The organism is Humibacter soli (assembly GCF_054779035.1).
The window spans coordinates 1428212-1440566 of record NZ_BAAGYX010000001.1; the positions used below are offsets into that span (position 1 = coordinate 1428212).

15 protein-coding genes are annotated in these 12355 nt (G+C 65.9%); 5 read left to right on the top strand and 10 right to left on the bottom strand.

The genetic code is table 11. The features are described 5' to 3' along the window. The first annotated feature begins 339 nt into the window (after nucleotides 1–339). The 4 genes from ACYVDN_RS06730 (at nucleotide 340) to ACYVDN_RS06745 (ending at nucleotide 3108) form a co-directional block, all read left to right on the top strand. Complete coding sequence (locus ACYVDN_RS06730; RefSeq protein ID WP_460569684.1) at nucleotides 340–1038, top strand: phosphocholine cytidylyltransferase family protein; 699 nt, start codon at nucleotides 340–342, stop codon at nucleotides 1036–1038. Between the two features lie 114 nt (nucleotides 1039–1152). After that, nucleotides 1153–1965: an ABC transporter permease gene (locus ACYVDN_RS06735; RefSeq protein ID WP_460569686.1), complete on the top strand. Its 813-nt coding sequence runs from the start codon at nucleotides 1153–1155 to the stop codon at nucleotides 1963–1965. After that, a complete protein-coding gene (locus ACYVDN_RS06740) occupies nucleotides 1965–2717 on the top strand; it encodes an ABC transporter ATP-binding protein (RefSeq protein ID WP_460569688.1) in 753 nt (250 codons plus the stop codon). The genes ACYVDN_RS06735 and ACYVDN_RS06740 overlap by 1 nt, the downstream gene beginning before the upstream one ends. 85 nt (nucleotides 2718–2802) lie before the next feature. Then, nucleotides 2803–3108, top strand: coding sequence for a hypothetical protein (locus ACYVDN_RS06745; RefSeq protein ID WP_460569690.1), 306 nt, complete (start codon nucleotides 2803–2805; stop codon nucleotides 3106–3108). A gap of 8 nt (nucleotides 3109–3116) precedes the next feature. Here ACYVDN_RS06745 and ACYVDN_RS06750 read toward each other — a convergent pair whose 3' ends face one another. The 3 genes from ACYVDN_RS06750 to ACYVDN_RS06760 form a co-directional block, all read right to left on the bottom strand. Then, the gene (locus tag ACYVDN_RS06750; protein ID WP_460569692.1) at nucleotides 3117–3416 is read right to left on the bottom strand and encodes a helix-turn-helix domain-containing protein; all 300 of its coding nucleotides are present in this window, start codon (nucleotides 3414–3416) and stop codon (nucleotides 3117–3119) included. A gap of 90 nt (nucleotides 3417–3506) precedes the next feature. Further along, on the bottom strand, nucleotides 3507–3812 hold the full coding sequence (locus tag ACYVDN_RS06755; protein ID WP_460569694.1) for a helix-turn-helix domain-containing protein: 306 nt from the start codon (nucleotides 3810–3812) through the stop codon (nucleotides 3507–3509). 229 nt (nucleotides 3813–4041) lie between these two features. Next, nucleotides 4042–4638 carry a tetratricopeptide repeat protein gene (locus tag ACYVDN_RS06760; protein ID WP_460569696.1) on the bottom strand — a complete coding sequence of 199 codons (597 nt, stop codon included), beginning with the start codon at nucleotides 4636–4638 and terminating at the stop codon, nucleotides 4042–4044. Between the two features lie 80 nt (nucleotides 4639–4718). Between ACYVDN_RS06760 and ACYVDN_RS06765 the strand changes: the two genes are divergently transcribed. Further along, complete coding sequence (locus ACYVDN_RS06765) at nucleotides 4719–5519, top strand: hypothetical protein (RefSeq protein WP_460569698.1); 801 nt, start codon at nucleotides 4719–4721, stop codon at nucleotides 5517–5519. A 134-nt stretch (nucleotides 5520–5653) separates the two neighbouring features. Here the strand turns inward: ACYVDN_RS06765 and ACYVDN_RS06770 are convergent, their stop codons facing one another. The 7 genes from ACYVDN_RS06770 to ACYVDN_RS06800 all read right to left on the bottom strand — a co-directional run bounded on the left by ACYVDN_RS06770 (nucleotide 5654) and on the right by ACYVDN_RS06800 (nucleotide 12303). After that, nucleotides 5654–6532 (bottom strand): glycosyltransferase family 2 protein, encoded by an 879-nt coding sequence (locus tag ACYVDN_RS06770; protein WP_460569700.1) that lies wholly within the window; start codon nucleotides 6530–6532, stop codon nucleotides 5654–5656. Then, the gene (locus tag ACYVDN_RS06775) at nucleotides 6529–7338 is read right to left on the bottom strand and encodes a CDP-alcohol phosphatidyltransferase family protein (protein ID WP_460569702.1); all 810 of its coding nucleotides are present in this window, start codon (nucleotides 7336–7338) and stop codon (nucleotides 6529–6531) included. The genes ACYVDN_RS06770 and ACYVDN_RS06775 overlap by 4 nt, the downstream gene beginning before the upstream one ends. Nucleotide 7339: 1 nt before the next feature. Further along, on the bottom strand, nucleotides 7340–8395 hold the full coding sequence (locus ACYVDN_RS06780) for a glycosyltransferase family 2 protein (RefSeq protein WP_460569704.1): 1056 nt from the start codon (nucleotides 8393–8395) through the stop codon (nucleotides 7340–7342). A gap of 112 nt (nucleotides 8396–8507) precedes the next feature. Then, a complete protein-coding gene (locus ACYVDN_RS06785) occupies nucleotides 8508–10319 on the bottom strand; it encodes a S1C family serine protease (RefSeq protein ID WP_460569706.1) in 1812 nt (603 codons plus the stop codon). 121 nt (nucleotides 10320–10440) lie between these two features. Continuing rightward, a complete protein-coding gene (locus ACYVDN_RS06790; protein WP_460569707.1) occupies nucleotides 10441–10914 on the bottom strand; it encodes a PKD domain-containing protein in 474 nt (157 codons plus the stop codon). A gap of 281 nt (nucleotides 10915–11195) precedes the next feature. Then, on the bottom strand, nucleotides 11196–11735 hold the full coding sequence (locus tag ACYVDN_RS06795) for a hypothetical protein (RefSeq protein ID WP_460569709.1): 540 nt from the start codon (nucleotides 11733–11735) through the stop codon (nucleotides 11196–11198). A 64-nt stretch (nucleotides 11736–11799) separates the two neighbouring features. Further along, nucleotides 11800–12303, bottom strand: a complete 504-nt coding sequence (locus tag ACYVDN_RS06800) for a hypothetical protein (RefSeq protein ID WP_460569711.1) — start codon at nucleotides 12301–12303, stop codon at nucleotides 11800–11802. Nucleotides 12304–12355: the final 52 nt, after the last annotated feature.

Sequence of the window (12355 nt, forward strand, 5' to 3'; positions counted from 1 at the left end):
AACGGAACCATCGAGATCCCTACGCTAACTTACCAATCGCTTCGTGCACAGACCCGGCCTAGACGCCAGTCTGTGTCTTTCGTTCCCTGTTTCTAAGAGCACTCCCATAAAACGATCACGAAACGGCAACGTCCACCATGCATGGGCCACTGCTCCGGTAGATTCGTGAACGGCACGACGCGGTGTCTTTGTACCTACGCATCAGTGACAGCTCGGTTAACGCAAGCCGTCGGTGCTGGCACGTCGGCCGCATCATCGCCGATCGACAGTCATCCGCAGTCACACAGTTCAACTTCATTTGGGGGGTCGACTATGCGCACGAATGACAGGAGACGAAACGTGACCACCGCACCACAGGTTGTGATCCTGGCGGCGGGCATGGGCAGCCGTCTCGGACGTACGCTGCCGAAGCCGTTGACGGAACTCGGCGACGGCCGCACGATCATGCAGCAGCAGTTCGACAACATCTACGCGGCGTTCGGCCCCAAGGTCAAGGTCACCATCGTGGTCGGCTACAAGCTCGAGCACATCGTCGAGGCGTTCCCCGACGCGTCGTTCGTCTACAACGAGCAGTACGACCAGACGAACACGTCGAAGAGCCTCATGCGCGCCCTCAAGTCCAGCGGCAACGGCGGCGTTCTGTGGATGAACGGCGACGTCGTCTTCGATCCGGGCGTGCTGGTGCGCGCCGCAGCGGCGATCACTCGCGACCAGTCGTTCGTCACTGTGAACACGGCGAAGGTGTCGGACGAAGAGGTCAAGTACACCACCGGCGCTGAGGGCTTCATCGAGAAGTTGTCGAAGACCGTGAAAGACGGGCTTGGCGAGGCGGTCGGCATCAACTACGTGTCGAGCCGCGACAAGGCTGCGCTGCTGTACCACCTGCAGCACGTCGACGACCAGGACTACTTCGAGCGCGGCATCGAGCTCGCCATCCAGAACGACGGCATGCTCGTCGAGCCGGTCGACATCTCCGATCTCTACGCGGTCGAGGTGGACTTCGCCGAAGACCTGGAGCGCGCGAACCTCTTCATGTGAGGACCCGCTCAGCAACGGATGCCATCGACCGCGTAGGTCGGTGGCATCCGTCATCTGAGCCTCCCGCCGTGGCCGCCTCAGGGTTCTGCGCCGGCGCGCCGGTACGATCTACGGGTGACCACCTACGCCGATGCGCGCCCAGCCGAGCGCACACCGTTCGCCCGATACCGGCATTCGCTGTGGTTGCTCACCAAGCGCGACCTGCACGTTCGTTACACCACGAACGTGCTGGGCTATGTGTGGTCCATCCTCGACCCGCTCCTGATGGCGGGCATCTACTACCTCGTGTTCGTCGTGGTGTTCCACCGCGGCAACAGCCCGAACGAGTCACCGTACATCGTGTTCCTGCTCTCCGGCCTGCTGCCGTGGACGTGGTTCAACGGTGCCGTCTCCGACTTCACGCGCGCATTCAGCCGTGAGGCGAAGCTCATCCGATCGACGGCAATCCCGCGGTCCATCTGGATCAACCGCATCGTGCTCAGCAAGGGCATCGAGTTCGGGCTGTCGCTGCCGGTGCTCGCCCTCTTCGTCATCTTCTCGGCTGCGCATGTGCACTGGCAGATCGTGTACTACCCGATCGGTGTGGCGATCGAAGCCGTGCTGCTGGTGGGGATCGGGCTCATCGTCGCGCCGTTGGTGGTGTTCTTCAAGGACCTCGAGCGTGCGATCAAGCTGCTTCTTCGACTGCTGTTCTATGCATCCGCCGTGCTCTACCCGGCCAGCGAGGTGCCGAAGGGCAGCTTGTTCCGGTACTTCATCGACATCAACCCGCTCGTCGGAATGTTCGGCGTCTATCGCGCAGGGTTCTTCCCGCAGGACCTGCACTGGGACCTCGTGCTGATCTCCGCGCTCGGCAGCCTGATCTTCCTCGTGATCGGCTGGTTCGTGTACTCGCGCACCATTCGCAGCGTGCTGAAGGAAATGTGATGACCGACACCGTGACGACGACCTCGATGATCGAGGTGACGGATGTCGGAATCCGGTTCAAGCGCAACCGACGTTCGCACCGCAGCTTCAAGGATCTCTTCTCCTCCCGCGCTCGACGTGCTCGTCCCGACGAGTTCTGGGCGCTGCGGCACGTCTCGTTCACCGTGAACGCCGGAGAGGCGATCGGAGTGGTCGGACGCAACGGCCAGGGCAAGTCGACACTGCTGAAGCTGGTAGCGGGCGTCATCCTCGCCGACGAGGGAACCGTTGACGTGAAGGCGGGCACTGCGCCGCTCATCGAGATCACCGGAGGCTTCGTCGACGATCTCAGCGTGCGCGACAACGTGTATCTCACGGCGGGCCTGCACGGCATGACCAAGCGTCAGATCGACGCGCGGTTCGACGACATCATCGGCTTCGCCGATATCGGCGACTTTCTCGACACCCCCTACAAGCACCTGTCGAGCGGCATGAAGGTGCGCATCGCATTCGCTGTGATCACGCAGCTCGACGAGCCCATCCTCATCGTGGACGAGGTGCTCGCCGTCGGCGACAAGGGCTTCAGGGAGAAGTGCTACCGGCGCATCGAAGACATGCTGGCACAGGGCCGCACCCTCTTCTTCGTCTCGCACAACGAGAAGGACCTGCGCCGGTTCTGCACCCGCGGACTGTACCTGGAGGGCGGGGTTCTCGCGCTCGACTCGGACATCGGTAGCGTGCTCGACCGGTACAACACCGACTACGGCGTGTAACCGGCTCTCCGTCCCCAGCTGCTACGGCAGCACCGTTTTCAACAGTTCTGGTCCAGGCGTCGGATGCCCGACCTAACGTGCCTGCATGACCACAACTCGACCCGATGAGACAGTCGCCGGCAGACAGCTGGCCTACCCCGTTCCCTTCGTCTTCGACCGCGGAACTCCCCCTCGCTATCGGCTGCGCAACGCCAGCCTCGAGACTCTTACCGGCGTGCGGTTCTCGCTGCTCGGCGCGGGCAGCATGCCGGTGCAGGCGCCCGTCACGCTCGAGCCCGGCCAGACCACCGAGATCCGCATCCACGGCAACGACCTCGCGCGAGCAACGGTGCTGGTCGTGCGCTGGCACCGCGCGAACGGAGACGAGTACCTGTGGCGGGCCAGCTTCTGACCACAGGGTCAGCGCATGCGCTCGCGTTCGAGAATGAAGTCCTTCGCCGTGTAGAGGCGATGGCGCCCCGGTAGATCGGCGATCGTGAGTCCTGTCACCAGGTCGCCGGCATCGGTGTCGAGAACCGTCGCGATGCGGATGATCGTGCTCAGGCTCGGATTGGCTCGGCCGCGCTCGATCTTGCCGTAGTTGGTCGGATGGATGTCGGCGAGATGCGCGACCTCCTCCTGGCTGAGGCCGAGTCCCGTGCGGATGACCCGCAATCGCTCACCGACCGCACCAGCGGCAAGTGAGAACGGCTCAACCATAGACTCTTGTCTAGGAGGCGGGCAGTGTTCGAGACCAGAGTGTTTGTACCCGGTCCCTGAAGAACGGACGCAGACGCCGCCTGGCGTCCGCTAACGGCGACCGCGGTGGGTCTTTCGCTGGAACCGTTCGGCAGGGGTGGGACGCGTCTCGGTCGAGGGAACCATGTCGCCTTTCATGCCCCTCAGCAGCTGGCCAGGGTCGACACCGAGGGCGACGGCGATGCGGATGAGGTTGTGCACGTTCGGGTTGCGTTCGCCTCGCTCGATCTTGCCGATCGTCGTCGAGTCGACGCCCGAGCCACTGGCGAGCTCCTCCTGCGTCAAGCCCTGGCCAGTACGCCAGTCCCGAATGCGACGACCGAGCTCTTCGGTCGCAAGGGACATCGGTTCGGCCATCCCTCATGCCTACCGAGAACCGGTGGTTGTGACCAGGACAGTGACACGTGATGCGTTTTCATCTAAGGTGTATTTGCCCTAGATGAGATTACCCGCACCTCACCGCGAATCGTCGCCACTTCGCGTGGATTCCGCGGTGGTGAACCCGCAGAAAGTGGCGTCGACTTCGGTTGGGATGGGCGGCGGGGGCGATGTGTGGGATGAGGTGCAGGCGGGGTGGGGGCGGAACTCAGTCCTGCGTCGCTGCGTACCGCTCGACGATGATCTTCGCCGCCTCATCGAGGGTGTCGGGAGCCAGCTGCAGTTCGCTGCGCACACGCGCGCGGCCGATCAGCATCGACTCGTACTGCTGCTCGGAGCCGGGCGCGTTGCCGCTGTCCATCGCGCGAATGCCCATCGAGTACCAGCGCTGAGAGAGTTGGTACTCGTCGACGAGCTCGAAGAAGCTGCCGAGCAACAGATAGGTGGTGGCGTGATCGGGGCTCTCCTTGCGCAGTGCGTTCGCGAGCTCGAGTGCGGATTCCTTCTGACCGCCCTGGTAGAGGGCCTGCACGGAGAGCGCGCGGGTGTCGGCGTAGGTCGGCCCGCCGTCGAGTCGCGCGGCTTCGAACATGCGCAATGCCTCGGCATGATCGCCCGCGTAGCCGAAGTTCTCGCCCGCCTCGACGAGAACGGCCGCACGCGAGACATCCGCCGCCAGCTCGTAGCGCCCCGGCTCCAGTGCCCAGGAGCGCAGGGTCTCGGCGATGGTGCTGTCCTGGTCCTCGCCGCGGAAGGCGCGGTCACGGATGTTGTCGAAGTCGTTCAGCGTGATGAGGCGAGGCACTGTGAAAGCATACGAGACCGACGGGATGCCCGACCCCGGTCATCCCGTAGCGGAATACGGTGCTCCGTAGACTCGAACGCATGGCGCGCGCGAAGAAGGTCAGACCGATCGTCGGGGTCACCGGAACGAGCACGGCTCGCGGCGTGCCGATTCCGTCTCGGGTGAACCGGGGCGTCGACCGGTTCCTCTCGGTGCAGCGTCCCGTCGTGCTGGCGCATCTGCGGGGCATCCGTCGCAAGTATCCGGAGGCGTCGCCTGACGACGTCGCGTACCTCGTCGGCCAGCGCTACCTGCTGGCGGTCACGGCGAGCGGTGCGGCCGTTGGGGCGACGGCGGTGATCCCCGCCGTCGGCACGATCACGACGCTCGCGCTGTCTGCTGTGGAGACGGCTGCGTTCTTGGAGGCGACCGCACTCTTCGCTCAGTCGATCGCCGAGGTGCACGGGCTGCCGGTCAGCGATCCTGAGCGAGCGCGCGCCCTCGTGCTGGCGCTGATGCTCGGCAAGGAGGGTTCTGCCCTGGTTGCCCAGTGGGGGCTCGAGGTGACGGAGAGGGAGGTGTCGCGCGAGCTCTACTGGCGGCAGGTGGTCTCCAGCAGCATCCCACGGCTCGTGATCGGGCCTCTCGTCGAGAAGCTGCAGTCCGCGTTCGCCAAGCGGCTGGCCACCTCCGGTTCGGCGAGCATCCTCGCGAAGGCGATCCCGTTCGGCGTGGGCGCGGTCGTCGGTGGCGCTGGCAACCGCATCACGGGATCGCGCGTGGTGCACGCGGCGCACCTGATGTTCGGCTCGCTCCCCGACTCCTTCCCGGAGTCCCTGACTGTGGCCGGCTCATCGTCCGACTCCGATTCCGGCTTCGAGGGCGAGACCCAAGCCCGCTGAACGGGTCTCCACCTCCGTACGTCACACGCTCTGCAAGGCGGCGGCTGTGCCGGCGCCGAACGCAACCCCGCACCTCGCCGACTGCGGCGCGCCGGGCAGGGACCGGCGCGCAAGACCAAAACAGCCGCGCAAGACTAGATCAGCGGTGGTCGTCCGGCTTTCGTCATGCGCCAGACGGTGCGCCAGCTGATCGGTCGGCGCTCTCCGGGGTTCTCCCGCCAGCCGGCCGCCCAGCCTGCGAACCAGGGTCTGAGCGTGGCCGGGGAGCGCAGGCCGCGCAGCACCTGCACCGCTGTCCAGGTGGCGACGTAGACCGGTATCAGCACGACGGGGAGGTTGCGTCTGGCCAGCCAGACGCGATTGCGGGCGTTGCGCCAGTAGAAGTCGGTGTGCCTGGTCGTCGGCACATTCGGATGACGGGCCTCGAGCTCACCCGCGTACCAGGCCCGCTTGTCCTGGTCCCACACCCGCCAAGCCAACTCGATGCCCTCGTGCGCATAGAAGAACGGGTCGGCCCAGCCTCCCGCCGCTTCGAACACCGAGCGCGGCATCACGATCGCCCCTTCGATGAGTGCGAACACGACGCTCGGGGTAGCCGGGTCGCCCTTGCGCAACCGCGGCACCCACCGCCGAGGGGCGGGCGAGTCGTCGATGGTGCGCACTCGCGGCTGCAGGACGCCGAGTGAGGCATCCTCGTCGAAGTGGGCGATCGAGTCGAGCAGAAATGTCTCGCTCTCGATGTACTCGTCGTCGTCGAGGAAGAAGAGGTACTCCCCCGTCGTCAGGGGGACCCCTGCGTTGCGCCCGGCAGGTATGCCTAGGTTCTCCGGTAGCCCGAGCACCCGCACGCCCTCGGGAAGCCCGGTCGGCTGCCAGCCGTTCCCGACGCAGACGATGTCGACGACCACGTCGCGCTGCGCGAGAACGGATGCCAGCGCGCGCGCCAGCTCGACGGGTCGTGTTCCCTGAGTGAGCACTACGACGCCGACGGTGGGAGTCGCGCCCCCTGTCATGCCCGCAGACGCCTGGAGCTCATGATCGCGACGAAGTGGCCGATCAGAGCAACGATCGCGAAGGCCAGCAGCACCATCACGTAGACCCGCTCGGTGTTCGGCGAGCCGGTGAAGATGGCGATCACCGCCACCACGAAGGTGAGGAGGGTGAGCTCGACCGAGTGGAACATGCGGTGGAACGGGAAGTACTTCACGGCTCGTCGCGCGATGGCGATGAGCCGCTGCTGGGGCGCTGCCTGCGACTCCTCGTTGCCGAGGCGCGGCAAGCCTGCGTAGGCACGAGCGACTCGTGTGAGGTCGTTCAGCGCCTTGTTCAGCACGAGCACGAGGGCGAGCGCGAAGCCGATCGTCGTCCAGAGGTAGTCGTCGGGCGCTTGGAACGGCCATGATGCGGCTCGAAAGCCGAGCGCCACGGCGATCAGGGTCTCCGTCGAGTAGTGGCCGACGGCATCCAGGAAGTGTCCGGCCGGCGACGAGCTGTGTCGCCAGCGGGCGACTTCACCGTCGCAGCAGTCGAACAGCATCTGCAGCTGGCCGAAGACGACGGCGAGTGCCGCTCCGCCGATGCCAGGGATGAGGAGGGATGCCGCTGCGAGCCATCCAGACAGGATCATGAAGCCGGTGACGCCGTTCGCGCTGATGCGCGTCTTGAGTAGCGTCCAGGTGAGGTACGGCGAGATGTCACGCAGATAGAGGTGAGCCGTCCAGTGCTCGGCGTTGCGGCGCTGCCGCACCTCTGGCGGCTGGGTCACAGTGCGCAGCTCGGCGATGGACTGCGGCCTGCGGTAGGAATCAGAAGCCGACACGCTACCTCCCCGATCGGCTGTGCAGGTCGTGCGAGAGCTCGAAGAAACCCCCGATGAAGCCGACCCCCCAGCTGAGGTGGATCGTCGGTACAACGATGATGAACCTCAGCATTGCGGCGAACCCGTCCCGCGATCCGATGACGAGCGATGCGATCACCACGAACACGGCGTACAGCACGGGTACGACGAAGGCCACGGTCAGCCATCCGAGCGGCGCACCGATGATGAGGCCGGCCAGTCCGACCAGGCCGACGATGATCGCGGCGACCAGCAGCACGACGAGCGCGGGCGGTGCAAGGTATCGCAGCGAGTTGCCGGAGGGGAAGCGGCGCACGAGCTCCCCCCGCCACATGCCCGTTGCGAAGAACTGGTTGACGAGAGATCGGATGCTCGACCGCGGCTGGTAGGTGACGACAAGTCGCGGAGTGAACCACACCGTGCCGCCGGCGGCGCGCAGCCGACGGTTGAGCTCCCAGTCCTGTCCGCGACGAACGCCTTCGTCGAAGAGTCCGACGGCTTGGAGCTTGTCGCGTCGGAACGACCCGAGGTAAGCGGTCTGCGCCGGGCCTTCCTTGCCGCCGACGTGGTGCTGGGTGCCGCCGAGGCCGATGCGCGACTTGTACGCGCGGGCCACGGCCTTCTCGAAGGGGGTCGTTCCGCGGGCATCCATGAGTCCGCCGACGTTGTCAGCCCCCGTGCGTACCAGCGTCTCGACCGCGATGCGTGTGTAGTCGGATGGGAGAAGCGAGTGCGCGTCCACCCTGATGACGACCGGGTATGCGGATGCCCGGATCGCCGCGTTCAGCCCTGCGGATGTCGACGCCGCAGGGTTCGGCACCACCCGCACGTTCGGGTGCTCGCGCGAGAGCTGGGCGAGCACCTCTTCTGTTCCGTCGGTGCTCGGACCGACGGCGAGCGTGATGTCATACGGCCCGCGGTAGTCCTGCTCGAGGAGGCGTTCGACGGCGGCGCGCACATACGGGGCCTCGTTCAGAACAGGCATGACGTATGAGACACCGGGAAGCGCACCTGCGCCCGCGCTGCTGGATTCAGCCATCACATCCGCTCGTCGAATCGTCGGCTCAGCCTATCAGCGGGCGAGGACGCTTCAGGAGGTGTGCATGGCGAAGGCCGGGCGCGTGAGCGCCCGGCCTTCGTTGTCCCGCGTGTCAGTTGGAGGACAGGGTACCGAGGGTGACGGTGGTCGTCTTGTCCTGACCGCCGCGCACATAGGTGATGGTGGCCTTCGAGCCGCCGGGCAGCGCCCGCACCTGAGCGGTGAGGTCCGTGGCGTCGGTGATCGGCTTGCCGTTGAAGTTGGTGACGATGTCATCCGCCTTCAGGCCCGCCGCAGCTGCTGCACCACCAGAGGTGACCGACTTGATCTGCGCGCCGACGGTCGTCGCGTTGGTGGACGCTGCCGAGTCGGCGACCGTGGCTCCCAGCAGACCGCTGGTCGCCTTGCCGTTCTTGATGATGTCGTTCGCGACGCGCTGAGCGAGGTTCGACGGGATCGCGAAGCCGACGCCGATGCTGCCGGACTGGCCGCTCGAGTCGCTCGACGAGCCGGCGCTGGCGATCGCGACGTTGATGCCGATCACCTCGCCCTTCGCGTTGAGCAGCGCACCACCGGAGTTGCCGGGGTTGATCGCGGCGTCGGTCTGGATGACCGGGAGCGAGATCGTGCTCTGAGCACTGGACTGGCCGGAGCTTCCGCTGCCACCGCTGCCGTTGCCCTGGTCGAAGTTCCAGAAGTTGAACGGGCTGTTGTCGCCGTTGCCGCTTCCGTTTCCGCCGTTGCCCTGGCCGCCGTTGTCCTGCTGGTCCTGGCTGGGAGCAGCGGACGAGGCGATCTGGATGCTGCGGTTCAGTGCGCTCACGATGCCGTCGGTGACGGTGCCGGAGAGTCCAAGCGGAGCACCGATGGCGATCGCGGTGTCACCGACGTTGACCTTGTCGGAGTCGGCGAACGTCGCGGGGGTGAGGCCGCTGGCATCCTGCATCTTGATCACGGCGAGGTCGAGCACCGGGTCGGTGGCGACGACCTTGGCCTTGTAGATCTTGCCGTCGTTCGTGTTCACCGTGATGGTGGCGCTGCCGGTCGCACCGTCGAGGGTGACGACGTGGGTGTTGGTCAGCACGTAGCCGTCGTCGCTCAGGATGACGCCCGAACCGGTTCCGGCCTCCTGACTGCCCGTCGCGTTGATGGTCACGACACTCGGCGACGCCTTCGACGCCACAGCGGTGACATCCGTCGCGTTCTGCGGGTCGTTCACGGTCACGCTGGTCGCGCCGTTCGAGGTGACGGTCTTGGTACCGCTCGCGTTCACGGAGTAGTAGCCGACGACTCCGGCACCGACAGCCCCACCGAGCAGGCCCGCGAGGACGAATCCCGTGATGACGAGACCGGCGCGGTTGTTCTTGCCGTCCTTCGACTTGGCGGCCTTCGGCGGGCGAACCGGCTGCGCGGGCTGACCCGGGTGCGCCTGGCCCGTGTAGGGCGCCTGAGCGTAGGTCGGCTGGCCCTGCTGCGCGTAGGGGCCGGGCTGCGCCGCGTACTGGTAGCCCTGCTGGCCATAGGGCTGCTGCGGCTGGCCGTAGTTGTAACCCGGCTGCTGCGGTGCGTACGGGTTGGGAGCACCCTGGTTCTGCGCCGCGCCCTGGTTCTGCTGGGGCTGCAGCGGCTCGGTGGGCTGCGTCTGGGTGCTGGGAACGCCGAACGAACCCGAGCCGTAGTCGGCGGTGCGCTGCACGGCCTGCGCGGGCGGCTGCGGTGCCGTCGGCTGCTGGGCCGTCTGCTGGTATCCGTCCTGCTCGGCTGCCGGTGCTGGCACCGGGTTCTGTGCCGTCGTGTCTGGCTGGGGCGTTGCGTCTGACTGGGCGGTCGCGCCGGGCTGAACCGGTGCTTCGGCACCCGAATCCTGCGCGGGGTGCTGCGGGATGGACTCCGGAGTCTCGGGGCCCTTCGGTGTGTCGGTCATTGTGTCGTGCTCCTTCCAAGCACTCCAAGCATCCGCGGTCATGCTGGACGTGGCTTATGGGCAATCTGTGAACCGACTAGAACAATCCAATGGGTCTCAGATCATCGAGGAAAGCTCGACGTCAGCATCCGGCCCCGCGCGGATCGATCTGGCAATTTCGCTGCACCAGCACGGTCGCTGCGTCGCCGGCGACGATCGTCGATGTCGCCGCTGACAGCCTCAGCGTACCCGGGATGCCGCGCCACGCGCCCCCGCCGACACGGAACTCTGCGGTGTAGGCGACGGCGAGATCGAGAGCATACTTTCCGGATGTCGCATACACGTGACTGGTCGCAGTCGGGCTGAACTCCGGCACGCCGAGCGCCTCCCAGGTGCGTCCGCCGGTGTCCGTTGTGGAGCCGACTCCGTCGCCGTAGGTCCAGTCGAAACCCGACGGCGTGAACCGCACGTCTGCCCGCACTCCGAGCAGCGGACCAGATGTCGTGTGCACCGTCGCACCGGCGACGAAGTTCGCGTCGAGCCCGATCACCGCCCAGCCGTTGGGCTCCCCCACCACGCTCGGCGCTTCTGGATAGAACGAGGCCAGGTCGGACATCGCGACCGCAGGATACGTCGCCTCGAACGTTCCGGAAGCGAGACAGGCGCCGACAGGACCCATACAGGGCTCCGTCTGGACCGGACTCGCTGAGTCATCGCCGCTCGCATCGTCGCCGCTGCCGCTCACACCGGTGCGGCCGCCAACGTCGACGTGGTCCCCCGAGATATTGCCAGAGGTCGAGCAGCCACCCATCCTGATCTCAAGTGGAGTGCAGGAACTCGACGCTTGTGCTCCACTCACGAAGAGCGGCGACAGGACTCCCATCGTGATGAGTCCGCTCAGCAATAGCCGGTGGATTCCCATACCCTCGACCTCGACACCCTTAGAACCCCATCGACTGAGTCGAAGCCGAGGTCAATGGGTTGGCGTTCGCTTGTAGATTGTGGCGTCACATCTGCATTCGACGGATCTAGAAGTCGAACCTTACTCACATCTACGCAGACATAAGCGTCGATCGATCGTGGGCCTACTTTTGCGAGCGTGAGCTTGTCAAAACTGGTAGTACCCGCGGCATGCCAAGTCTTCTCGGCGAGCGACGTGAAGCTTGCGCTTTCGTTGGCATATTCGGCTTTCGTCACGTACGGCTTGATGCGCTCTGGGTTCCTTCCGCCATCGTGGGAGATCTCGTCCGACACCTTGAGGTACGCGGCGTAGGCCTTCGTGGCGGCGGCCAGTGCCTCGGCGTCCGAGGCGAAGAGCGGGGCCGACGTCGCCCTTGTCGTCGGGGTCGGCGACGGCTCCGGCGTCGCGCAGCCGGCGAGCGCCGCAGCGGTGAGCAGCGCGAGTGCGGCTGCTGTCATCCGTCGGCGCAAGGACATGGGCGCAACGGTAGGGCAAACGCGGGCGGCGGGCATCCGTTATCCACAGGGGTGCCCGCGACGGTCAGCAGAAGTCTTCACCCGCCCAGGTCTCGCTCGTGTCGAGCTGGAGAGCAGACCCGTCCACCTTGAAGGTGACCTGCAGCGGAAGCACCTCTGATCGCGAGGCGGGTGTCACGTCCGTTCCCTTCTTGTCGAGAACGCGCACCTTGGACACGTCGGAGCACAGGAAGGCAGAGACGGTCTTCGACGTGAAGTGTTCAAGCCTGAAGTCCGTGAAGGTGGAGGCGCCCGTCGTATGCCAGCCACGATCTCGAAGCAGCCCGAAGGACGACGAGGCGTTCTTGTAGGCGGACGGAGTCATGTACGGCTGGATGCGATCCGTGCCGGCTCCGCCATCGTGGTAGATCTCGTCCGAGGCCTTGAGATACGCCGCGTACGTCTTCGTCGCGGCGGCAAGTGCCACTGCATCGGAGGTCATCGCCGGCGCGGGAATCGGCGCGGGCGACACCATGGTGCAGCCGGTGAGCGCCAGGGCGGTGAGCAGCGCGAGTGCTACTGCGGTCATCCGTCGACGCAACGACATGTCACAACGGTAGGGCTTTGGACCGGGGCCGTGG